Raw genomic sequence first — 20,742 nt, 5'->3', positions numbered from 1 at the left:
AGGCTTATACTGACATTTTATCATAAATTTGAATTTAGGACCATTTTTTGAAAGTCAGATAGTATGTCAAAAACAAAGGGTTTATATTTTTCAAATGATGTGATATTATATCCGTTGCTATTTGTAATGCTGATGTGGATGGTTTTCTGGGCAGAAATACGATTTAATCTGGATTTTAATTACCTCGGAATTTACCCACGAAAGATTACCGGCCTTATAGGAATAATAACCGGACCCTTTATACACGGGAATCTGAAGCATTTGTTTAATAACTCTATGCCCTTATTGGTGCTTACAACTGCCCTGTTCTACTTTTATCGTAACATTCGGTGGAAAGTACTATTTACTGGTCTGATAGTCTGTGGTGTGTTTACATGGGTTATAGGAAGACCATCCTTGCATATAGGCGCGAGTGGAGTTGTTTATATGTTGGCTGCTTTTTTATTTTTTAAAGGAATTTTTTCGAAACAATATCAATTAACGGCTTTGTCACTGGTAGTTGTATTCTTATATGGGGGCCTACTTTGGTATGTGATGCCCATAGATCCTAAAATTTCATGGGAAGGACATTTGTCGGGCTTTGTTGTGGGGCTGATTCTAGCGTTGGTATTTAAAGGGAATCCAGTGGAAAATAAAAAGTACGCATGGGAACGCGACGACTATAATCCGGAAGAGGACGAATTTCTACAGCAGTTTGATGACGACGGTAATTTTATAGAGCGGATCCCGGAAGAGCCTACAGAGGTTCAACAAAATTTGGACCCTCAAAATATTAAAGTTGTCTATACATTAAAAGTGGGTCCGAAAAAAGATAATGATTCCTTATAAACTGCGTTGGCGTACTATTTCATACAAAAAAGCACCACATGCAACTGAGACATTTAGCGAATTAATTTGCCCTAGTAGTGGTAAAGACGCTTTATGATCCAATAAGCTTAATACAGATTTTGAAATCCCCTTGTCTTCTGCTCCCATAACGACTGCTAATGGCATATTTAATTTAAGGTCGTAGATGGTTTCTGTGGTTTTTTCTGTAGCACCTACTACCGTTACGCCCGATCCTTGCAAGTAATAAATAGCATCTTTTATATGATCAACCTTACAGATAGGCAATTTAAAAATGGCTCCTGCCGAAGTTTTTACTGTATCGCCCGATATGGGTGCTCCTCCTTTTTTCTGAATAATAACCGCATCTACACCAGTGCATTCTGCCGTTCTAAGAATAGCACCAAAATTACGAACATCACTAAGTTGATCGAGGATAAGAAACAAAGGGTTTTCCTTTGTTCCAATAACGTTTTCAACAATTTCTTCAAGGTCTCTGAAGGCGATAGGTGAAGTCATTGCTACGATCCCCTGATGATTTCCTTGAGTTAGTTTTATTAGCTTTTCAAATGGAACGTACGAAATTGTGGCATGTTTTTTTTCAAGTTCCTTTACAATCGCATCTATTTTCGGATTGGATATTCCTTTTTGGACAAATAACTTGTCAATAATAACATTAGATGAAACCGCCTCTTGTACGGGATGAATTCCAAAAATAGTTGCTTCTTTTCTCATGCGGTAAAAGTAAAAAACATCTCAATACGAGAGGATGTATTTTGAGATATTCTTAAATAATAAAAGGCTGCCTTTTAAAGCAGCCCCTTACCAAATTGAAATTAACTCTAAATTTAATTACTATTACTGATTAACAGCTGTCGCAACAAATATCCCCGGTATTGGAGAAGGTGCGTTAGTGTTGGTGTCTAATTCATTTTGTGGATATAGAAAACGCTGTGGTAATTGTGTACCTGTTTTCGGTGTAACCCCTAAAGCATTGTTAGTACGATTTAAATCGTGCCAAGTTTGCGGTGATGGGTAAATAGAGATATATTTTTCTTCTAAAATATGTAATAATAAGTCATTTCCTGAAGCTGTTGAAGCAGGGAAATCTCCTGAATATTGTGCAGCCAATGCAGCTCTCACAGCATTTAATGAGTTTCGAGCCAATCCATCTTGATTTTCTCTTTGGGCAGCCTCTGCTAAGATTAACATAGTTTCATGCCATCCAATAATTGGTAAGGATGCATCGATAGCAAATATTCCACCTTCACGATTGTTAAAACTTCCATTACCTCTATAGTAGAAATCGTATCGTTGTGCTTCACCTGGAGTTGCCAGCCTACGGTTTACTGATCCTGCTGGATCTACTAATTCTTGTAAGTAACTTCCTTGAGCAGCAATGTTACCCGGTCTTGCAGTTGCAGTAAAATTATACCATAGATTTTGAGCACCATTTGCAGTTGAATGTGTGCCATAAAGATCACCACCTTCAGCGTTAATTCCTGCCTGTGCATGGATTAATGCATTTCCATAATCCTTCATAATCAAGAAGTATCTGGCTTTCATACTATGCGCCAATCTACCTAAAGTTGATGTAGATTTAGTGCCACCAGCTGTGTCGTTAATATAAAGTGTCGATCCATTTCCTCTACTAATTGCAACGTCCAATAATTCCTGTACATGATTTAAAACAGCAATTTGTCCATCATAAACTGGGCTTACAATACCCGGTACAATTGCTTCAGAATCTGGAACATTTCCAAATGATGCGGCAAGTTCTCCTAAAAAGAATGCTTCAAAAAAGCTGGCAGTAGCTATTGCATCGTCATCTAATTCTGCTTCAGCTTGAATTTTTACAGTTCTGGCTTGCGTCATTCCTTCGACATAAATATTAAACCATAAGGTGTTAAAATCTGAAGGAGTGAAAACATATTGCTCGTATCCTTCCCATTGCGCTTGAGCACCAACTATATAGTTTGAATTAATTCCTGCATATCTGGAAGCATCACTTTCAGTTAGGTACATGGCAACTAATTCAGTTTGTGCGATTAGGTTCACTGTTGGAACAAGTCCTACAGTGTTTGGGTCGTCTTGAAAGTTCTCTTGTTGGACAAGTCCATCGCATGCTACTAGTAGCGCACATGTAGAGAACAAATAAAATATTTTATATATATTTTTCATTTTAATGATTTTTTTTTGTGATTAAATACCTATACGTACCGTAAAGAAGTAACTAGCTGTAGATGGGTTAGTAAAATATTCTAAACCTCTACCTTTAGAAGCTCCTGTTAGGTTGTTGTCAGGATCAAATCCTTCAACATCTGTCCAAGTCACTAAGTTACGACCTGAAACCGATAAATTCAAGGATTCCAGTCCGATTGGTTCAATAAAGCTTTGTGGAAATGAGTATCCAAGAGAAACTTCTCTTAACTTAACATACGAAGCATCTTCAATATTTAATTCCGGAGAACCATTAAATCCACTTCCGGGTCCACCTGAATACCAAGTCTGATCTAATAATACAGTTCCTGCGCCAAAATCATCAAGATTTCCTCTAACCGTATAAGTACCATCGGTATTTAAGGTTGCATTTGGCATATCAATAATTGCCGTACCAACATAGTTTAAGATAGTTGCCGCTTCTGCTGCAGATACTGTAACTTCATTGGCAGTTAAGGTTGTTACACCATGGTGATTCAATACCCCGCTAGTTCCATTCCAAACATCCATACCTTGTACAAAATCGAATAAAGCAGATACTTCAAACCCTTTGTAATTAAGAGTAGTTGAAATACCACCTCTCCAATCCGGGTTAGGATCTCCTAAGACTTCTTCCCCCTGATCTGAAACAGTTGGAAAGCCAAAATCGTTTAATACAATTTCTCCGTTTTCATCACGTGTCAATGGATTACCAAGTAAAACGGCAAAGGGTTGTCCATCAACTACATTAGAAGAAGTTCCAACAAAGCCATTCAACCCTGTAATAAGTTCTCCATTTGCGTCCGGACTAGTTACTAAGTTGTCATTATGGCTATAATTCATATTTACAGTCCATTTGAAGTTTTCCGTTCTCACAATTGTTGCCTGAAGATCCATTTCAAGACCTTCATTAGTTATTTCCGCAGCGTTACTTGTTAAGGCGCTAAAACCGGAAGCGGCAGATACGTTTCTATCTAATAACACATCTTCTGTCACTCTATCGTAGTAAGTGATTCCAAAAGACAATCTGCTATTAAAAAATCTTAAATCTGCACCGACCTCAAATTCTTTAACTCGTTCGGGAACTAAATTTGGATTTCCTTGTATATCTTCTAAAGAAGAACTTCCATATTGACTTCCGTCTAGACCATCTCCCCATGAAGAGCTAACACCTACTGTACCTCCAGATTCATAACCGCTACTTAAAGAGTATGGCTGAGGCGCAACTGCTACTTCTCCATAACTAAATCTTAATTTACCAAAAGAAAGAAAATCATTGTTGCCAATTATTTCCGAAAACTTCCAACCTAAGGATGCCGCCGGGTAAAAGAATGTTTGGTCTGGTAAAGTTGAAGATCTATCGGCTCTTCCCGTTAAAGAGAAAAGAATTTGATTAAAGATTTCACCTTCAACTAATAAATAAGCACCCACTTGTTTAGAGTACTCATAGAAATCATAAGCAGATAAGTTCGCAGGTGACAGTGTGTTCTCAAGGTCAATTAAATCACTAAGTCTTACGTTAGGGTTAAGAAAACCAATAGAAGTACCTCCAACTTGTTCAATGCTATTATTTTCGTAAGTAGCTCCTAAAATCCAATTAAGATTAAGATTATCAGATATATCGTGATTACTGTTTAGGAAGGCAGTGAAATACTGTGAGCTAATAAAACGGTCATCGACATCTAAATATCCAGAATTTCCACCAAAATCATCACTTGCAGCCGAATTGGTAGGAATAAAGGTTTGTCTCTGATCCCTATAGCTATCAATACTATATCGGGTGGTGATAGACAAGTTGTCTGTAAAATTATACGATAACTCGGGAGCAATTAAAAAACGATCTACTTCAACTGTGTTTGATTGTTCGTTAATGGTCCATAATGGATTGTTATAAGCTGCCGACGGTCCTAATGGTCCACGATAAGCTCTCATTGCATTTACCGTTGGTTCTCCTGAAGCAGTGAAGGCAGTACCAATATAGTCTCTGTTGTCAAAATCTGGAGATGTTCTCAATAATCCAAGATATAATCCATTAAGGTTAGATCCAGTTTGAACAGCATCGGCATTTGTCTTTACATAAGTTGCAGTAATTCTACCCTTTAACTTTTCCGAATAATTAGTGTTATTTGTAAAGCGAAGTGATTTTCTTTCATATCCAGAACCATTTTTTACAATTCCTTCCTGATTCCAGTCATTTACGCTAAGAAAAGTGTTACCATTTTCACCTGAGTATTTCAAACTGATATCATGTTCTAAGGTAAGTCCATCACCTACTACCGCGTCGAAGTTTGAATCAAGAAATGTTTCTCTCGAATTCTTTGCGGTAATCGGATAGTAAATAGTTCCATCGGCTGCTTCAAAACGTGTTTCGCCAACGGCGACTTCGTTCGCGCCACCGGCACGAGTTGAAATTTTATCACCCCAAGTTAATGGTTGTGGTCCGCCTAGATAAACAGCTCCTCCAGTTCCCTGACCGAACTTGTTCTGTAAGTCCCAACGTTCGTTTACCTTGTCAAAATATACACCGGCCTTGTAATTAACACTCCAGCTACCGGCTTTACCTTTACCTGTTTTTGTTTTAATAACAATAACTCCATTTGCTGCACCTGTACCATAAACAGCAACAGCCGAAGCTCCTTTAAGTACAGTAACACTTTCAATGTCTTCCGAAGAGAAGTCATTTAAACGAGACTGCTCACTTACACCAGCGACACCTGCACCAAAGTTTGTGTTATTAATAAGTACACCGTCGATAACATATAGGGGTTCATCTGCACCGGAGATACTGTTTGCTCCACGAATTTGAATAAATGCTCCGGCTCCAGGATCTCCACTACTTCTTATTACATTTACTCCCGAAGTTTTCCCTGCTAATGCAGTAGCAACCCCAGCTTCACCCGATTTTACAATCGTTTCTGCCTGAATGGTTGTTGCCGAGGATAAATCGTCATCTTTTTTCTTCTCCAGACCAATTGCTGTAATTACAACTTCTTCCAAAACAGCGGCGTCTTCTTCCAAGGAAACATTAACCCTGTTCGTGCCTGCAGTAACAGTAGTTTCCTGCGCTTTAAATCCAACATAGGTAAACACTAAATTTTGTCCAACTGCTGCCTTAATAGCATAGTTTCCGTCAAAATCAGATTGAGTACCATTGGAGGTGCCTTTAACAACAATATTTACTCCGGGTAGAGGCATTCCAACGTTGTCGGTTACCATTCCGGTTATTGTTTTTTCTTGTGCAAATGTAAGTTGCACTACCAACGCCAAGATAAGCGTTAGTATACCACTAAACTTTGTTCTCATTTTATAATTTATTTGAATTAGCCAGCTCCAAAAATCATAATAAAAAGTTAAATAAACAACTTTTATGTTAACAAAATAATAAATATGTTATTTGAACGTTTGGCCAAACTGTTTTAAAAACGAGAAGTTAACATGATGTGAATTTTTGTGTTTGAGAACTTGAAATCCTGATTTTCACGGTTTCCGTTGGCAATATTTAAGCGTAGAATTCCTGCTTTTGTTAGTAGTCCTATCCCTAATCCGTAGCTGTAGAGTTTTTCTTTTAAATTCATAGAATCGTTTTCAAAATATCCTAGATCGATGATGCTATGCAAATAAAGACCTTCATTGAACTGATATCTGTATTCTGTATTTAAAATTGTGAAGAAGGACGCGTCTATACTGTTTTCATTGAAACCTCTTATAGTTCCTATGCCTCCAAATCGGAATAGCTCGTTAACAAAATAGGTGTCACTTATTAAAATACTTGAGTTGTTTTTTAAGAACAGGGAGTTCTTGAAATTAAGATTAAAAATATGGCTTACTTCACTTAGAAAGCGCAACTGACTATCGCTAGAGTTTTTAAGCTTTCTCGAGCCTATTTCCGTGTCGAGACTTATCTGAGATTTTATTGGAAACAGCGTGCTTTTCTGTGAACGAAAATAATCGATTCCTGCGATTAAAAATTTCGAATCGTAATCTTCAATTGGGGAGCCAACCACCACATTATCCAGTAAATTACTGGATTCATATCCTTTGTATCCGAGATAAGCTGAAGAAGCCGGGTTGATTTGGTAATATACCTTTGCCTGTTGGTCTGTTGTTGTAAATGTGCTGTCTTGTTTAAATATTTTTAATTCAAGACCGACACCAAATGGAGATTTTAAAATATAAGGAAGTTTAAGTCTCACTTTAAAATCGCGCTGATCTTCGCCATCTGCTTTGTAATTAATAGCAAGTTGTTCTCCGTAATTAAGATTGTTGTTAAGCTCCAGATTTAGATAACCATTAAACTGTAATTTATTTGTTTCTTCATCTGTTGCGAAACCCAGGACTCCATCAAATATATTTGCATTGCGTTTTTCCAAATAAAAGTAAACAACAGTTGAGTCTTTTCTGAACAACGCCTGTGGAGCTTTTATCGTGCTGGCGAATGGTAATGAATTGAGAATTTCATTCTGAGCCACAATTTTTTTCTGATTAAATGTTTTGCCTTTTTTTACTCCGGCAACGTATGTAATAAATGATCTGGGAAATTTTTCGTATCCCTTTATCGCAATTGAATCGATGATGCGTTTGCGACCACTTATAAGAGTAATACTTGCCGATAAATTTCCATCTTCTTCTTTTGAAATGTTAGTTAGGCGTAATCTGGCAAAGGCATTCCCGTTTTCTGTTTTTAAACTGTTTAGTTTCTGAAGGGATTGTTCAAGAGTTTCAAATGGAAGTATAAAATAGGCGTCGGTAATTTCTGAAGCTACCTTAGAAAGTTCCTTTTTACTGAAGTTTTCTTCTGAATAGTATATTTTAATGGATTCGTATTTCTTTCCGAAGAAAAAAACGGAAGTATAAACAGTGTCACTTAATGCTTCAAATTTTTCAAGTCTTGAATCAACATATCCCATCTTCTGAAGCTGTAAAGGAAGGGTATCTACTTGCTGCTTAAGTGATAAGTAATCTTTGAAATTTGTTTGAAGTTGTAGCGAATCTTTAAGGGATTCAGAAATTGGTTTTTCTGCTTCAATTGTTAACAACAGAGATTGCGCATTTATTTCAGAAAAAAAAGCGGTATATATATTAAGGTATAAAAGTACGTAGATGAAGTGTTTCAACTGGTAGGAAATTTCATGTGTAAATCTAACGTTCTAAGTTTGTTTTTCATATCTAAATTATAAAATATTAAAAATGAAGATAAAATTAATTTAGTATGGTTTGATTGTTCCATTTTTATTTCTATTTTTGCAAGCCCTTAAAAACGGGGATTTTATATTTAAATAAGTGTAATACATATTTTATATGCCAACAATTTCACAATTAGTACGAAAAGGAAGAGCCAAAATAACCAAGAAGAGCAAATCGGCTGCCCTAGATTCGTGCCCTCAAAGACGAGGTGTGTGTACGCGTGTATATACGACTACGCCTAAGAAACCTAACTCTGCAATGCGTAAAGTAGCAAGGGTTAGATTGACAAACGGTAAAGAAGTAAACGCATACATCCCTGGTGAAGGACACAATCTTCAAGAGCACTCGATAGTATTGGTTAGAGGTGGAAGGGTAAAAGATTTGCCAGGAGTTAGATATCACATTGTTCGTGGAGCTTTAGACACCGCTGGTGTTGAAGGAAGAACGCAACGTAGATCTAAGTATGGTGCAAAACGCCCTAAGAAGTAATTTAAAACTTTTAAAGAGAAGACATGAGAAAAAGAGCAGCAAAAAAGAGACCGCTTTTACCAGATCCAAGGTTTAACGACCAGTTGGTGACACGTTTTGTAAATAACTTAATGTGGGATGGAAAAAAGTCGGTTGCTTTTAAAGTTTTTTACGATGCAATTGATATCGTAGAAGAGAAAAAAACAGACGAAGAAAAAACAGGTTTAGAGCTTTGGAAAGATGCACTTTCTAATGTTATGCCTCACGTTGAAGTACGAAGCCGAAGAGTTGGAGGGGCAACCTTTCAAATTCCAATGCAAATTCGTGCAGATCGTAAAATATCTACCGCGATGAAGTGGTTAATACTTTATGCTAGAAAAAGAAATGAGAAATCTATGGCACAAAAACTTGCAGCCGAAGTTTTAGCAGCAGCTAAAGAAGAAGGTGCAGCAGTTAAGAAGCGTATGGATACTCATAAAATGGCTGAAGCAAACAAAGCATTCTCACATTTCAGATTCTAAAAAATGGCACAAAGAGATTTAAAATATACTAGAAACATAGGAATTGCCGCGCATATCGATGCAGGGAAAACTACAACTACAGAGCGTATCCTTTTTTATACAGGGGTAAGTCATAAAATTGGTGAAGTACATGATGGTGCTGCAACAATGGACTGGATGGAGCAAGAGCAGGAAAGAGGTATTACAATTACTTCAGCTGCTACTACTTGTACTTGGAAGTTTCCTTTGGAAAATGCAGAACCGGTTGATGATACTAAAGATTACCACTTTAATATTATTGATACTCCTGGTCACGTAGATTTTACTGTAGAGGTAAATCGTTCATTACGTGTATTGGATGGTTTGGTATTCTTGTTTAGTGCGGTTGATGGTGTTGAGCCACAGTCTGAAACAAACTGGAGACTAGCTGATAACTATAAGGTACCTCGTATTGGATTCGTTAATAAAATGGATCGTCAAGGTGCTAACTTTATGGAGGTTTGTCAACAAGTTAAAGACATGTTGAAGTCAAACGCAGTGCCAATTGTATTAAATATTGGTGATGAAGATAACTTTAAAGGTATTGTTGATCTTGTAAAGAACCGTGCTGTGATTTGGCATGATGATTCTTTCGGAGCAACTTTCGACGTTGTTGCTATTCCTGAAGAACTTAAAGCAGAAGCAAAGATGTTACGTGGGAAGCTAATTGAAGAAGTAGCTGCTTACGATGAAAACTTGCTTGAAAAGTATATGGAAGATGAGGATTCAATTACTGAGGATGAAGTGCATGCTGCGCTTCGTGCTGCTGTAATGGATATGAGTATCATTCCAATGGTATGTGGATCATCTTTCAAAAACAAAGGAGTTCAGTTTTTATTGGACGCAGTTTGTAGATACTTACCTTCTCCAGTGGATAAGGAAGGTATTATAGGTGTTAATCCAGATACTGATAAAGAAGAAATCCGTAAGCCTGATGTGTCTGCACCATTTGCAGCATTGGCCTTTAAGATTGCTACCGATCCTTTTGTAGGACGTTTAGCATTTTTCCGTGTGTATTCAGGACGTTTGGACGCAGGTTCTTATATCTTGAACAATCGTTCGGGTAAAAAAGAACGTATTTCTCGTATCTACCAAATGCACTCTAATAAGCAAAATGCTATCGATTTTATCGAAGCAGGAGATATTGGAGCAGCTGTAGGTTTTAAGGATATTAAGACTGGTGACACCATGTCTGACGAGAAACACCCTATCGTACTTGAATCTATGGACTTCCCTGATCCCGTAATTGGTATCGCGGTAGAGCCTAAAACAAAGGTTGACGTTGATAAATTGGGTATGGCTTTGTCTAAATTGGCAGAAGAAGATCCAACATTTACAGTACGTACAGATGAGGCTTCAGGACAGACAATTATTTCTGGAATGGGTGAGCTTCACTTGGATATTATTGTAGATCGTCTTAGACGTGAGTTTAAGGTTGAAGTAAATCAAGGACAACCACAGGTAGAATATAAAGAAGCTGTAACTAAAACTGCAGATCACAGAGAGGTTTATAAAAAGCAATCTGGTGGTCGTGGTAAGTTTGCCGACATCGTATTTACATTGGAACCTGCAGATGAAGGGAAAGATGGTCTTGAATTTGTAAATGCAGTAAAGGGTGGTAACGTTCCTAAGGAATTTATCCCGTCTGTAGAAAAAGGATTTAAGCAAGCAATGGTAAATGGACCATTAGCAGGATTTGAAGTTGATAGTATGAAAGTAACACTTAAGGATGGATCTTTCCACCCTGTGGATTCTGATGCATTATCTTTCGAACTTGCTGCAAAAATGGGATTCAAAGCTGTTGCAAAACAAGCTGGAGCCGTAATCCTTGAACCTATTATGAAGCTGGAGGTTTTAACTCCTGAAGAAAACATGGGAGATATCGTAGGGGATTTAAATCGTCGACGTGGTCAAATGAGTAGTATGGGAGACCGTGCTAGTTCAAAAGTGATTAAAGCTGAAGTGCCGCTTTCTGAAATGTTTGGTTATGTAACCACATTAAGAACGCTTTCATCAGGTCGTGCAACATCAACAATGGAATTTTCTCACTATGCTGAAACACCTTCAAATATTTCTGAAGTAGTGATCGCAGCAGCAAGAGGAACCGCTAACGTATAATTTTTCAGCAATGAGTCAAAAAATAAGAATTAAGTTAAAATCTTACGATCACAATTTAGTGGACAAATCTGCTGAGAAAATCGTAAAGACTGTAAAGAGTACTGGAGCTGTAGTAACAGGTCCAATTCCTTTACCAACACATAAAAAAATCTTTACAGTATTACGTTCACCACACGTAAACAAGAAGAGTAGAGAACAATTCCAATTAAGCTCTTACAAGAGATTATTGGATATCTATAGCTCTTCTTCAAAAACGATTGACGCTCTAATGAAGTTAGAGTTGCCAAGTGGTGTAGAAGTAGAGATTAAGGTATAATTCCCGCGAAGGCGGGCATCTCATGAAATTGATTTCAAATCATGAGATGCCTGCCTACGCAGGCAAGAAATGTCCTAAGCTGCGAGCGAGGGAAAAACGGTAAACAAAGTAACATTCAGGGTTGAATTTATTTTGACCCTGTTTTTTTCTGAAAGCATTTCGAAGAAAAGGATGTTTCCGAAGAGAAAATAATAAATAGTAATAATCAATAAATAATTAAATATGTCTGGGTTAATTGGAAAAAAGATAGGGATGACCAGCATCTTTGACGAGAGAGGTAAAAATATGCCTTGTACCGTTATTGAAGTTGGACCTTGTGTTGTCACCCAAGTCAGAACCAAAGAGGTTGACGGGTACGAAGCTCTTCAACTTGGTTTCGATGACAAAAAGACTGCTATTAAAGCTGCTGAAGGGCATGCTAAAAAAGCAGGAACCGTTGCAAAACGTAAAGTCGCCGAATTCCAAGGATTTGAAGAGAGTTATAAATTAGGTGATACAATCACTGTAGAGCATTTCGCCGAGGGTGAATTCGTGGATATCGCGGGTACATCTAAAGGTAAAGGTTTTCAAGGGGTTGTAAAACGTCACGGTTTTGGTGGTGTAGGTCAAGCGACTCACGGTCAGCATAACCGTTTAAGAGCTCCAGGTTCTATTGGTGCTGCTTCTTATCCTGCGAGAGTATTCAAGGGAATGAGAATGGCCGGACAGATGGGGAATGTAAAAGTGAAAGTACAAAACTTGAGAGTGTTGAAAGTAGTTGCTGAAAAGAATCTACTTGTGGTTAAGGGATGTGTTCCTGGTCATAAAAACGCTTACCTAACGATTCAGAAATAATGAAGGTAGCTGTATTAGATATAAACGGAAAAGACACAGGTAGAAAGGTTGAACTTTCTAAGGATGTGTTTGGGATTGAGCCTAATAATCACGCTGTATACCTTGATGTGAAACAATATCTTGCTAATCAAAGGCAAGGTACTCACAAAGCGAAGGAACGTGCAGAGATTTCTGGTTCAACCAGAAAGATTAAGAAGCAAAAGGGAACTGGTACTGCTCGTGCGGGTAGTATTAAGTCTGGTATATTTAAAGGTGGTGGTAGAATGTTTGGTCCAAGACCAAGAAACTACTCTTTTAAATTGAATAAGAACTTGAAGCGTTTGGCTAGAAAATCGGCATTGACGATGAAGGCAAATGACAAGGCAATTGTAGTGATCGAAGACCTTAATTTTGACGCTCCTAAAACAAAAGATTTTACTGCAGTTTTAAAGACTTTAGGTCTTGAAAACAAAAAATCTTTATTTGTGTTGGGTGAGTCAAATAATAATGTATATTTGTCATCGCGCAATTTGAAAGGTACAGAAGTCATAAGTAACTCAGCTTTAAGTACTTACAAAATATTGAATGCAAACAGTGTAGTGCTGTTTGAAGGTTCTTTGGAAGGAATTGAAACAAACTTAAGTAAATAGAAACGAGATGAATATCTTAATAAAACCTATAATTACGGAAAAAGCTACAAAAGATGCTGAGGACAATAATATCTTCGGATTTGTAGTAAACCCAAAGGCGAATAAGGTAGAAATCAAGAAAGCGGTGGAAGCCACTTACGGAGTTTCTGTTGAAAAAGTTCGCACAATGAATGTCCGCCCGAATAGAAGAACTCGTCATACAAAGACGGGTACTCAAACTGGTAAAACTAATGCTTATAAAAAAGCAATAGTACAGGTGGCGGAAGGTGATACAATAGATTTTTACAGTAACATCTAAGGTAACTTAGATTTAATTAGACAAAAATGTCAGTAAGAAAATTAAAACCTATCACCCCAGGTCAGCGTTTTAGAGTTGTAAATGGTTTTGACGCCATAACAACTGATAAGCCGGAGAAAAGTTTATTAGCTCCGAACAAAAGATCTGGTGGTAGAAACAGTCAAGGAAAAATGACCATGCGCTATATTGGTGGAGGTCATAAGAAGAAATATCGAATTATCGATTTTAAGCGTGACAAGGCAGGAATTCCTGCAACTGTTGCTAGCATAGAATACGATCCAAACCGTACAGCATTTATCGCTTTATTGAACTATCAAGATGGTGAAAAGCGTTATGTAATTGCTCAAAACGGTCTACAAGTAGGGCAAAACATCGTCTCAGGTGACAGCGTTGCTCCGGAAATTGGAAATACTATGCTTCTTGCAAGTATTCCTTTAGGTACAATCATTTCATGTTTAGAATTACGTCCAGGACAAGGTGCTGTATTAGCGCGTAGTGCTGGTGCATTTGCTCAGTTGATGGCAAGAGACGGTAGATATGCTACGGTTAAATTACCTTCAGGAGAGACTAGAATGATATTAGTTACTTGTATCGCTACAATTGGTGCTGTTTCAAACAGTGATCACCAATTGTTAGTATCTGGTAAAGCAGGTAGATCTAGATGGTTAGGTAGAAGACCACGTACAAGACCAGTTGTGATGAACCCGGTAGATCACCCAATGGGTGGTGGTGAAGGTAAGTCTTCAGGAGGTCATCCACGCTCTAGAAACGGTATTCCAGCAAAAGGATATAGAACCCGTTCTGCAACCAAACAGAGTAATAAATATATTATAGAACGTAGAAAGAAATAAGCTATGGCAAGATCGTTAAAAAAAGGACCTTACGTTCACTTTAAGTTAGATAAGAAAGTACAACAGAATGTTGAGTCTAATAAAAAGACTGTGATCAAAACTTGGTCACGTGCTTCAATGATTACTCCGGATTTTGTTGGACAAACCATTGCAGTACACAACGGACGTCAGTTTGTTCCGGTATATGTAACTGAGAACATGGTAGGACATAAATTAGGAGAATTTTCACCAACAAGATCATTCCGTGGTCACGCAGGTGCTAAAAATAAAGGAAAAAAATAATAGGCCATGGGAGTTCGTAAAAGAGAAAGAGCAGAGCAGATCAAGGAGGCAAAGAAGACAATGTACTTTGCTAAATTGAACAATTGCCCTACGTCACCAAGAAAAATGCGTCTTATGGCGGATTTAGTAAGAGGTGAGAAAGTGGATAAAGCGCTTAATATTTTGAAGTTCAGTTCGAAAGAATCATCACGTCGTTTAGAAACATTATTATTGTCTGCTATTGCAAACTGGCAAGCAAAAAATGAGGATGCTTCTCTAGAAGATGCAGATCTATTCGTGAAGGAGATTCGTGTTGATGGTGGAACGATGTTGAAAAGACTTCGTCCGGCACCTCAGGGTCGCGCACATAGAATTAGAAAACGTTCCAATCACGTAACACTCGTGCTTGGTGCTAACGATAACACACAAAGCAATTAATAAATGGGACAGAAGACAAATCCAATCGGGAATCGCCTAGGTATTATTAGAGGATGGGAATCCAACTGGTACGGAGGTAACGACTACGGTGATAAATTAGCCGAAGACGACAAGATTAGAAAATACGTTCATGCTCGTTTAAGTAAAGCTAGTGTGTCCAGAGTAATTATTGAGCGTACGCTTAAACTTGTAACCGTTACTATCACTACTGCCCGTCCAGGTATTATTATTGGAAAAGGTGGTCAAGAGGTAGATAAGTTAAAAGAAGAGCTTAAGAAAATTACTGATAAAGAAGTACAGATTAACATTCATGAGATCAAGAGACCTGAATTGGATGCATTCTTGGTAGCGTCGAGCATCGCTAGACAGATCGAAAATAGAATTTCGTATCGTCGTGCAATTAAGATGGCAATTGCCGCTGCAATGAGAATGAATTCTGAAGGGATTAAAGTTTTGATTTCTGGAAGATTGAATGGTGCTGAAATGGCACGTTCAGAATCTTACAAAGAAGGTCGTATTCCTTTATCTACATTTAGAGCCGATATTGATTATGCTTTAGTTGAGGCGCACACTACTTACGGTAGGTTGGGTGTTAAAGTATGGATCATGAAAGGTGAAGTATATGGAAAAAGAGAACTATCTCCTTTAGTTGGTTTAGCTAAAAAAGGAGGAAAGTCTCAAGGCGGAGGCCGAGGTGGAAACAATAAGCCACGTCGCAGAAAGTAATTTTTTAAAGAAAAGAAAATGTTACAACCTAAAAGAACAAAGTACCGTAAACAAATGAAAGGCCGAATGAAAGGCAACGCAGCTCGTGGAAACCAGCTGTCTTACGGAACTTTTGGTATAAAGTCTTTAGATTCGAATTTCTTGACGGCTCGTCAAATAGAAGCTGCACGTATCGCTGCAACCCGTTTTATGAAAAGAGAAGGATCCATTTGGATCATGATCTTTCCAGACAAACCAATTACCAAAAAACCTCTTGAGGTACGTATGGGTAAAGGTAAGGGTGCTGTAGAATACTGGGCAGCAGTTGTTAAACCTGGAAGAGTTTTGTTCGAAGTATCTGGGGTGTCTTTAGAGACAGCAAAAGAGGCATTACGTCTCGCTGCTCAAAAGCTTCCGGTTAAAACGAAATTCATCATGTCCAGAGATTATCAAGCTTAATTTTTGAAATTATCACTATGAAACAAGCAGAGATAAAAGAATCATCAACAGCAGAGCTACAAGATAAACTTGCTGAAGCTAAAAAGGCTTATTCAGATTTTAAAATGGCTCATACCATTTCACCGTTAGAAAATCCAATTCAGTTAAGATCACATAGAAGATCTATCGCTAGAATTATGACAGAACTAACTAAAAGAGAAGTACAGTAATCGTACCCAGCTGAAAGATGGAAGAAAAAAGAAACTTAAGAAAAGAACGTATAGGTGTAGTTACCAGTAGCAAAATGGAAAAATCCATAGTTGTTGCCGAAGTAAAAAAAGTAAAGCACCCGATGTACGGAAAGTTCGTTTTGAAAACGAAAAAATACGTTGCACACGACGAGAAAAATGACTGTAACGAAGGTGATACAGTAAAGATCATGGAAACACGACCTTTAAGTAAAACCAAAAGTTGGAGGTTAGTAGAAATAATTGAAAGAGCGAAGTAATCATGATACAACAAGAATCAAGACTAAAAGTTGCAGATAACACCGGAGCGAAAGAAGTACTTACTATTCGTGTATTGGGTGGAACCAAGAGAAGATATGCTTCTATTGGCGACAAAATTGTAGTTTCTGTAAAGGATGCTACTCCTAATGGAACGGTAAAGAAGGGTACAGTTTCTACTGCTGTTGTAGTGCGTACGAGAAAGGAAGTAAGAAGACCAGATGGTTCTTACATCCGTTTCGACGATAACGCTTGTGTACTTTTAACTGCCCAAGGGGAGATGAGAGGAACGCGTGTATTTGGACCGGTAGCCAGAGAGCTTCGTGACAAACAATTTATGAAAATAGTATCATTGGCGCCTGAGGTGCTTTAATATGAAAACTAAAATGGCAAAGCTTAAAATAAAATCAGGAGATACAGTAGTAGTTACTGCCGGAGAACACAAAGGTTCTGAAGGTAAAGTGATGAAGGTGATCCTTGAAAAAAACAAAGCAATTGTAGAAGGAGTGAACATGGTTTCAAAACATGAGAAGCCAAGTGCAAGCAATCCGCAAGGAGGAATTGCAAAAAAAGAAGCTCCAATACATATTTCAAACCTATCGCTTATCGATCCAAAATCTGGTAAGGCTACACGAGTAGGGTATAAAATGGAAGATGGAAAAAAAGTAAGAGTTTCCAAACAATCGAATCAAGTAATATAGTTATGGGATATTCACCAAGACTTAAAGAGGAATATAAGAGTAGAGTAATTAATGCTCTTACAGATGAATTTGGTTACAAAAATGTAATGCAGGTTCCGAAGTTAGAACGTATAGTGATCTCTCGTGGAGTTGGAGCTGCAGTAGCAGATAAGAAATTAATCGACTATTCTGTAGACGAATTGACAAATCTTACTGGGCAAAAAGCAATTGCAACAATCTCGAAAAAGGATGTTGCTACCTTCAAGCTACGTAAAGGAATGCCAATTGGAACGAAAGTTACACTTAGAGGAGAGCGTATGTACGAGTTTTTAGACAGACTTGTTACATCTGCCTTACCAAGGGTACGTGATTTTAATGGGATAAAAGCGACAGGTTTTGACGGAAGAGGAAATTACTCTTTAGGTGTTACTGAGCAGATAATTTTCCCTGAGATCGATATCGACAAGGTAAAGAAAATCGAAGGTATGAATATTACTTTTGTGACGTCCGCTGCAACCGATAAAGAAGCGAAATCATTATTAACTGAACTAGGATTACCTTTTAAAAAGAACTAAGATGGCTAAAGAATCAATGAAAGCCCGTGAGGTTAAGAGACAAAAAACGGTAGCTAAGTATGCTGAAAGACGTAAAGCTTTGAAAGAGGCAGGCGATTATGAAGCACTACAAAAACTACCAAAAAATGCTTCACCGGTTCGTTTACACAATAGATGTAAATTAACAGGAAGACCTAAAGGATATATGAGAACTTTTGGAATTTCACGTGTTACTTTCCGTGAGATGGCAAATCAAGGTTTGATCCCAGGTGTTAGAAAAGCTTCTTGGTAAGTTGTTAAAACACTCTAGGTAACAAAGAATTATAAATTGGTTGAAGGTTTGGCCCGATAGGTATCGGGACGAAAACCACATCCGCAAATTAATATATATGAATACAGATCCAATTTCGGATTATCTAACGAGAGTTAGAAATGCAGTGAAGGCTGGACATCGCGTTGTCGAGATCCCGGCTTCAAACCTAAAAAAGGAGATTACAAAGATCCTTTTTGATCAGGGTTATGTTTTGAGTTACAAATTTGAAGACGATAAGGGCCATCAAGGAACTATCAAGATCGCTTTAAAGTATGATAAGCTAACAAAAGATCCTGTAATCAAGAAAATTCAAAGAATTAGTAAACCAGGTTTACGTAAATACGCAAGTTCAACTGAACTTCCTCGCATCTTGAACGGTTTGGGAATTGCTATTGTTTCTACTTCTCACGGAGTAATGACAGGTAAGCAAGCCAGAGAGCAAAAAGTAGGTGGTGAAGTATTGTGTTACGTATACTAAAAATAGACAAAGATGTCAAGAATAGGTAAAAACCCGGTAGCAGTTCCAGCAGGAGTTACAGTTGATGTAAAAGACAGCGTAATTACAGTTAAGGGAAAATTAGGTGAATTAACACAAGAATTTTCTGACGTTACGGTAAAAGTTGAGGATAATCAAGTAGTAGTTGAGCGCTCTTCAGATTTTAAAGATCACAGAGCAAAACACGGATTGTACAGATCACTGGTTCATAATATGATTGAAGGTGTATCTAATGGATGGTCTAAACAACTTGAATTGGTAGGTGTTGGTTATCGTGCCAGCAATCAAGGTCAAAAATTGGACCTTGCTTTAGGATTCTCTCATAACATTGTATTGGATATTGCTCCTGAAGTAAAAGTGGAAACAGTTTCAGAAAAAGGAAAGAATCCAATTATAAAATTATCATCACACGACAAGCAACTTGTAGGTCAGGTGGCTGCGAAAATCCGAGGATTCCGTAGACCAGAACCATACAAAGGAAAAGGTGTGAAGTTTGTAGGTGAACAAATTAGAAGAAAAGCAGGTAAATCTGCATAAGATATAAAGTTATGGCATTATCAAAAACTGATAGAAGAGAGCGCTTGCGTTTTAGAATACGTAAGACAATTTCGGGAACTGAACAACGTCCGCGTTTGGCAGTCTTCCGAAGCAATAAAGAGATTTATGCACAACTTATTGATGATGTAAGTGGAAAAACAATTACCGCTGCATCTTCAAGAGACAAGGACATTGACGCTTCAAAACTTAATAAAGTTGATGCGGCAAAATTAGTAGGGAAATCAATCGCTGAAAAAGCAGTAAAGGCAGGTGTTGAAGCTGTGTCTTTCGACAGAGGAGGTTACCTATATCACGGAAGAGTAAAATCATTAGCTGAAGGTGCACGTGAAGGTGGCCTTAAATTCTAAGTAGTATGTATCAAGATTATAAGAACATAGAATTAGTAAAACCTGGAGGTCTAGAACTTAAAGATCGTTTAGTAGGTGTACAACGTGTTACAAAAGTAACAAAAGGGGGTAGAGCCTTCGGATTTTCAGCTATTGTAGTTGTAGGAGACGAAAACGGTGTAGTAGGTCATGGACTAGGAAAGTCTAAAGATGTTGCAAGCGCAATAGCGAAAGCGATTGAAGATGCAAAGAAAAACCTGGTACGTATTCCACTTATTAAAGCGTCCTTACCACATGAGCAAAAAGGTAAATATGGAGGTGCAAGAGTAAATCTTTTGCCTGCAGCACCTGGAACTGGAGTTATAGCCGGTGGAGCAGTTCGTGCAGTATTGGAGGCAGTTGGTGTACATGATGTATTATCTAAGTCGCAAGGATCTTCAAATCCACATAATGTGGTAAAAGCAACTTTCGATGCTTTGTTACAATTAAGAAGTGCACAAACTGTTGCGAAACAGAGAGGTATTTCTTTAGAGAAACTTTTTAAAGGATAAGAAGATGGCAAAAATTAGAGTAACTAAAGTTAAGAGTGCTATAAACCGCACTAAAACTCAGAAGAGAACACTTGAAGCTTTGGGTCTTCGTAAGATCGGTCAGGTGGTAGAGCATGAGGACACAGGAAGTATCCTTGGCATGGTAAATAAAGTTAAACATTTGGTTTCTACGGAAACCGTTTAAGATAAGCGCAATGGATTTAAGTAACTTAAAACCTGCAAAAGGTTCGGTTAAAAACCAAGGAAAACGAATTGGTCGTGGCCAAGGTTCAGGAAAAGGTGGTACTGCCACTCGTGGACACAAAGGAGCGAAATCACGTTCGGGATATTCTAAGAAGCTAGGTTTCGAAGGAGGGCAAATGCCGTTACAACGTCGTGTACCTAAGTTTGGTTTTACTAATATCAATCGTAAGGAATATCAAGGGATCAATCTTGATACACTTCAACAATTGGTTGACGAAAAGAAAATAAAAGATGCAATTGACTTTGAAACTATACTTAGTTTAGGTCTTGCTCGTAAGCATGAGATGGTGAAGATTTTAGGAAGAGGAGAGCTTAAAGCAAAATTAAAAGTATCTGCACACAAGTTTACTGCCACGGCACAAAAAGCTATTGAAGCTGCCGGTGGTGAAGTAGTAACATTGTAATTTAATAT

At 37.9% G+C, this 20,742-nt stretch carries 29 protein-coding genes; 25 read left to right on the top strand and 4 right to left on the bottom strand.

Features of this window, described 5'->3' with window-relative positions:
* Positions 1 to 63 precede the first annotated feature (63 nt).
* Positions 64 to 828, top strand: a complete 765-nt coding sequence (locus BXY75_RS14655) for a rhomboid family intramembrane serine protease (protein ID WP_121908523.1) — start codon at positions 64 to 66, stop codon at positions 826 to 828.
* On the opposite strand, the gene rlmB is transcribed toward BXY75_RS14655, so the two are convergent.
* The 4 genes from rlmB to BXY75_RS14635 all read right to left on the bottom strand — a co-directional run bounded on the left by rlmB (position 823) and on the right by BXY75_RS14635 (position 8,138).
* Positions 823 to 1,560, bottom strand: coding sequence for a 23S rRNA (guanosine(2251)-2'-O)-methyltransferase RlmB (gene rlmB / locus BXY75_RS14650; RefSeq protein ID WP_121908522.1), 738 nt, complete (start codon positions 1,558 to 1,560; stop codon positions 823 to 825). The two genes, BXY75_RS14655 and rlmB, sit on opposite strands and share 6 nt — an antisense overlap.
* Before the next feature lie 123 nt (positions 1,561 to 1,683).
* Positions 1,684 to 3,006: a SusD/RagB family nutrient-binding outer membrane lipoprotein gene (locus BXY75_RS14645; protein WP_121908521.1), complete on the bottom strand. Its 1,323-nt coding sequence runs from the start codon at positions 3,004 to 3,006 to the stop codon at positions 1,684 to 1,686.
* Between the two features lie 21 nt (positions 3,007 to 3,027).
* Positions 3,028 to 6,327: a SusC/RagA family TonB-linked outer membrane protein gene (locus BXY75_RS14640; RefSeq protein WP_245962989.1), complete on the bottom strand. Its 3,300-nt coding sequence runs from the start codon at positions 6,325 to 6,327 to the stop codon at positions 3,028 to 3,030.
* A 113-nt stretch (positions 6,328 to 6,440) separates the two neighbouring features.
* Positions 6,441 to 8,138 (bottom strand): BamA/TamA family outer membrane protein, encoded by a 1,698-nt coding sequence (locus BXY75_RS14635; RefSeq protein ID WP_121908520.1) that lies wholly within the window; start codon positions 8,136 to 8,138, stop codon positions 6,441 to 6,443.
* Between the two features lie 184 nt (positions 8,139 to 8,322).
* Between BXY75_RS14635 and rpsL the strand changes: the two genes are divergently transcribed.
* The 24 genes from rpsL to rplO all read left to right on the top strand — a co-directional run bounded on the left by rpsL (position 8,323) and on the right by rplO (position 20,734).
* Positions 8,323 to 8,697: a 30S ribosomal protein S12 gene (gene rpsL / locus BXY75_RS14630; protein WP_010230128.1), complete on the top strand. Its 375-nt coding sequence runs from the start codon at positions 8,323 to 8,325 to the stop codon at positions 8,695 to 8,697.
* Between the two features lie 23 nt (positions 8,698 to 8,720).
* Positions 8,721 to 9,197 (top strand): 30S ribosomal protein S7, encoded by a 477-nt coding sequence (rpsG, locus tag BXY75_RS14625; RefSeq protein WP_121908519.1) that lies wholly within the window; start codon positions 8,721 to 8,723, stop codon positions 9,195 to 9,197.
* A 3-nt stretch (positions 9,198 to 9,200) separates the two neighbouring features.
* Entirely contained in the window at positions 9,201 to 11,333 is a 2,133-nt protein-coding gene (gene fusA / locus BXY75_RS14620) for an elongation factor G (protein WP_121908518.1), read from the top strand.
* 10 nt (positions 11,334 to 11,343) lie between these two features.
* Complete coding sequence (rpsJ, locus tag BXY75_RS14615; protein WP_010181931.1) at positions 11,344 to 11,649, top strand: 30S ribosomal protein S10; 306 nt, start codon at positions 11,344 to 11,346, stop codon at positions 11,647 to 11,649.
* 222 nt (positions 11,650 to 11,871) lie between these two features.
* Positions 11,872 to 12,483, top strand: a complete 612-nt coding sequence (gene rplC, locus BXY75_RS14610) for a 50S ribosomal protein L3 (protein ID WP_121908517.1) — start codon at positions 11,872 to 11,874, stop codon at positions 12,481 to 12,483.
* Positions 12,483 to 13,112 (top strand): 50S ribosomal protein L4, encoded by a 630-nt coding sequence (gene rplD, locus BXY75_RS14605; RefSeq protein ID WP_121908516.1) that lies wholly within the window; start codon positions 12,483 to 12,485, stop codon positions 13,110 to 13,112. Before rplC ends, rplD begins: the two co-directional genes overlap by 1 nt.
* Positions 13,113 to 13,119: 7 nt before the next feature.
* Positions 13,120 to 13,410 (top strand): 50S ribosomal protein L23, encoded by a 291-nt coding sequence (rplW, locus tag BXY75_RS14600; protein WP_121908515.1) that lies wholly within the window; start codon positions 13,120 to 13,122, stop codon positions 13,408 to 13,410.
* Positions 13,411 to 13,436: 26 nt separating this feature from the next.
* Complete coding sequence (rplB, locus tag BXY75_RS14595) at positions 13,437 to 14,261, top strand: 50S ribosomal protein L2 (protein ID WP_121908514.1); 825 nt, start codon at positions 13,437 to 13,439, stop codon at positions 14,259 to 14,261.
* A 3-nt stretch (positions 14,262 to 14,264) separates the two neighbouring features.
* A complete protein-coding gene (rpsS, locus tag BXY75_RS14590) occupies positions 14,265 to 14,543 on the top strand; it encodes a 30S ribosomal protein S19 (protein WP_093139317.1) in 279 nt (92 codons plus the stop codon).
* Positions 14,544 to 14,549: 6 nt separating this feature from the next.
* Positions 14,550 to 14,960, top strand: coding sequence for a 50S ribosomal protein L22 (rplV, locus tag BXY75_RS14585; protein WP_121908513.1), 411 nt, complete (start codon positions 14,550 to 14,552; stop codon positions 14,958 to 14,960).
* Positions 14,961 to 14,963: 3 nt separating this feature from the next.
* A complete protein-coding gene (gene rpsC, locus BXY75_RS14580; RefSeq protein ID WP_121908512.1) occupies positions 14,964 to 15,686 on the top strand; it encodes a 30S ribosomal protein S3 in 723 nt (240 codons plus the stop codon).
* 18 nt (positions 15,687 to 15,704) lie between these two features.
* On the top strand, positions 15,705 to 16,124 hold the full coding sequence (gene rplP, locus BXY75_RS14575; RefSeq protein ID WP_121908511.1) for a 50S ribosomal protein L16: 420 nt from the start codon (positions 15,705 to 15,707) through the stop codon (positions 16,122 to 16,124).
* Positions 16,125 to 16,141: 17 nt separating this feature from the next.
* Complete coding sequence (gene rpmC, locus BXY75_RS14570; RefSeq protein ID WP_121908510.1) at positions 16,142 to 16,333, top strand: 50S ribosomal protein L29; 192 nt, start codon at positions 16,142 to 16,144, stop codon at positions 16,331 to 16,333.
* Positions 16,334 to 16,350: 17 nt separating this feature from the next.
* Entirely contained in the window at positions 16,351 to 16,611 is a 261-nt protein-coding gene (gene rpsQ, locus BXY75_RS14565) for a 30S ribosomal protein S17 (RefSeq protein WP_121908509.1), read from the top strand.
* A gap of 2 nt (positions 16,612 to 16,613) precedes the next feature.
* Positions 16,614 to 16,982: a 50S ribosomal protein L14 gene (rplN, locus tag BXY75_RS14560; protein WP_121908508.1), complete on the top strand. Its 369-nt coding sequence runs from the start codon at positions 16,614 to 16,616 to the stop codon at positions 16,980 to 16,982.
* 13 nt (positions 16,983 to 16,995) lie between these two features.
* Positions 16,996 to 17,310, top strand: coding sequence for a 50S ribosomal protein L24 (gene rplX, locus BXY75_RS14555; protein WP_121908719.1), 315 nt, complete (start codon positions 16,996 to 16,998; stop codon positions 17,308 to 17,310).
* Positions 17,311 to 17,312: 2 nt separating this feature from the next.
* Positions 17,313 to 17,864 (top strand): 50S ribosomal protein L5, encoded by a 552-nt coding sequence (gene rplE, locus BXY75_RS14550; RefSeq protein ID WP_121908507.1) that lies wholly within the window; start codon positions 17,313 to 17,315, stop codon positions 17,862 to 17,864.
* Between the two features lies 1 nt (position 17,865).
* Entirely contained in the window at positions 17,866 to 18,135 is a 270-nt protein-coding gene (gene rpsN / locus BXY75_RS14545) for a 30S ribosomal protein S14 (protein WP_121908506.1), read from the top strand.
* 97 nt (positions 18,136 to 18,232) lie between these two features.
* Entirely contained in the window at positions 18,233 to 18,634 is a 402-nt protein-coding gene (gene rpsH, locus BXY75_RS14540; protein ID WP_121908505.1) for a 30S ribosomal protein S8, read from the top strand.
* Between the two features lie 12 nt (positions 18,635 to 18,646).
* Positions 18,647 to 19,189, top strand: coding sequence for a 50S ribosomal protein L6 (gene rplF, locus BXY75_RS14535; protein WP_121908504.1), 543 nt, complete (start codon positions 18,647 to 18,649; stop codon positions 19,187 to 19,189).
* An 11-nt stretch (positions 19,190 to 19,200) separates the two neighbouring features.
* Entirely contained in the window at positions 19,201 to 19,557 is a 357-nt protein-coding gene (gene rplR, locus BXY75_RS14530) for a 50S ribosomal protein L18 (RefSeq protein ID WP_121908503.1), read from the top strand.
* A 5-nt stretch (positions 19,558 to 19,562) separates the two neighbouring features.
* Entirely contained in the window at positions 19,563 to 20,087 is a 525-nt protein-coding gene (gene rpsE / locus BXY75_RS14525; RefSeq protein ID WP_121908502.1) for a 30S ribosomal protein S5, read from the top strand.
* 4 nt (positions 20,088 to 20,091) lie between these two features.
* Positions 20,092 to 20,271 (top strand): 50S ribosomal protein L30, encoded by a 180-nt coding sequence (gene rpmD / locus BXY75_RS14520; RefSeq protein WP_121908501.1) that lies wholly within the window; start codon positions 20,092 to 20,094, stop codon positions 20,269 to 20,271.
* Positions 20,272 to 20,281: 10 nt separating this feature from the next.
* A complete protein-coding gene (gene rplO / locus BXY75_RS14515; protein WP_121908500.1) occupies positions 20,282 to 20,734 on the top strand; it encodes a 50S ribosomal protein L15 in 453 nt (150 codons plus the stop codon).
* Positions 20,735 to 20,742 lie beyond the last annotated feature (8 nt).

Source organism: Ulvibacter antarcticus (genome assembly GCF_003688405.1).
Lineage (GTDB): Bacteria > Bacteroidota > Bacteroidia > Flavobacteriales > Flavobacteriaceae > Ulvibacter > Ulvibacter antarcticus.
Note: the sequence above shows the minus strand (reverse complement) of the source record. Positions and strands in the feature narration are given on the sequence as shown.

Excerpts from the sequence above, each read along its gene's own strand:
- BXY75_RS14655 (WP_121908523.1), top strand. The coding sequence starts at position 64 with ATGTCAAAAACAAAGGGTTTATATTTTTCAAATGATGTGATATTATAT.
- rlmB (WP_121908522.1), bottom strand. The coding sequence starts at position 1,560 with ATGAGAAAAGAAGCAACTATTTTTGGAATTCATCCCGTACAAGAGGCG.
- BXY75_RS14645 (WP_121908521.1), bottom strand. The coding sequence starts at position 3,006 with ATGAAAAATATATATAAAATATTTTATTTGTTCTCTACATGTGCGCTA.
- BXY75_RS14640 (WP_245962989.1), bottom strand. The coding sequence starts at position 6,327 with ATGAGAACAAAGTTTAGTGGTATACTAACGCTTATCTTGGCGTTGGTA.
- rpsL (WP_010230128.1), top strand. The coding sequence starts at position 8,323 with ATGCCAACAATTTCACAATTAGTACGAAAAGGAAGAGCCAAAATAACC.
- rpsG (WP_121908519.1), top strand. The coding sequence starts at position 8,721 with ATGAGAAAAAGAGCAGCAAAAAAGAGACCGCTTTTACCAGATCCAAGG.
- fusA (WP_121908518.1), top strand. The coding sequence starts at position 9,201 with ATGGCACAAAGAGATTTAAAATATACTAGAAACATAGGAATTGCCGCG.
- rpsJ (WP_010181931.1), top strand. The coding sequence starts at position 11,344 with ATGAGTCAAAAAATAAGAATTAAGTTAAAATCTTACGATCACAATTTA.
- rplC (WP_121908517.1), top strand. The coding sequence starts at position 11,872 with ATGTCTGGGTTAATTGGAAAAAAGATAGGGATGACCAGCATCTTTGAC.
- rplD (WP_121908516.1), top strand. The coding sequence starts at position 12,483 with ATGAAGGTAGCTGTATTAGATATAAACGGAAAAGACACAGGTAGAAAG.
- rplW (WP_121908515.1), top strand. The coding sequence starts at position 13,120 with ATGAATATCTTAATAAAACCTATAATTACGGAAAAAGCTACAAAAGAT.
- rplB (WP_121908514.1), top strand. The coding sequence starts at position 13,437 with ATGTCAGTAAGAAAATTAAAACCTATCACCCCAGGTCAGCGTTTTAGA.
- rpsS (WP_093139317.1), top strand. The coding sequence starts at position 14,265 with ATGGCAAGATCGTTAAAAAAAGGACCTTACGTTCACTTTAAGTTAGAT.
- rplV (WP_121908513.1), top strand. The coding sequence starts at position 14,550 with ATGGGAGTTCGTAAAAGAGAAAGAGCAGAGCAGATCAAGGAGGCAAAG.
- rpsC (WP_121908512.1), top strand. The coding sequence starts at position 14,964 with ATGGGACAGAAGACAAATCCAATCGGGAATCGCCTAGGTATTATTAGA.
- rplP (WP_121908511.1), top strand. The coding sequence starts at position 15,705 with ATGTTACAACCTAAAAGAACAAAGTACCGTAAACAAATGAAAGGCCGA.
- rpmC (WP_121908510.1), top strand. The coding sequence starts at position 16,142 with ATGAAACAAGCAGAGATAAAAGAATCATCAACAGCAGAGCTACAAGAT.
- rpsQ (WP_121908509.1), top strand. The coding sequence starts at position 16,351 with ATGGAAGAAAAAAGAAACTTAAGAAAAGAACGTATAGGTGTAGTTACC.
- rplN (WP_121908508.1), top strand. The coding sequence starts at position 16,614 with ATGATACAACAAGAATCAAGACTAAAAGTTGCAGATAACACCGGAGCG.
- rplX (WP_121908719.1), top strand. The coding sequence starts at position 16,996 with ATGGCAAAGCTTAAAATAAAATCAGGAGATACAGTAGTAGTTACTGCC.
- rplE (WP_121908507.1), top strand. The coding sequence starts at position 17,313 with ATGGGATATTCACCAAGACTTAAAGAGGAATATAAGAGTAGAGTAATT.
- rpsN (WP_121908506.1), top strand. The coding sequence starts at position 17,866 with ATGGCTAAAGAATCAATGAAAGCCCGTGAGGTTAAGAGACAAAAAACG.
- rpsH (WP_121908505.1), top strand. The coding sequence starts at position 18,233 with ATGAATACAGATCCAATTTCGGATTATCTAACGAGAGTTAGAAATGCA.
- rplF (WP_121908504.1), top strand. The coding sequence starts at position 18,647 with ATGTCAAGAATAGGTAAAAACCCGGTAGCAGTTCCAGCAGGAGTTACA.
- rplR (WP_121908503.1), top strand. The coding sequence starts at position 19,201 with ATGGCATTATCAAAAACTGATAGAAGAGAGCGCTTGCGTTTTAGAATA.
- rpsE (WP_121908502.1), top strand. The coding sequence starts at position 19,563 with ATGTATCAAGATTATAAGAACATAGAATTAGTAAAACCTGGAGGTCTA.
- rpmD (WP_121908501.1), top strand. The coding sequence starts at position 20,092 with ATGGCAAAAATTAGAGTAACTAAAGTTAAGAGTGCTATAAACCGCACT.
- rplO (WP_121908500.1), top strand. The coding sequence starts at position 20,282 with ATGGATTTAAGTAACTTAAAACCTGCAAAAGGTTCGGTTAAAAACCAA.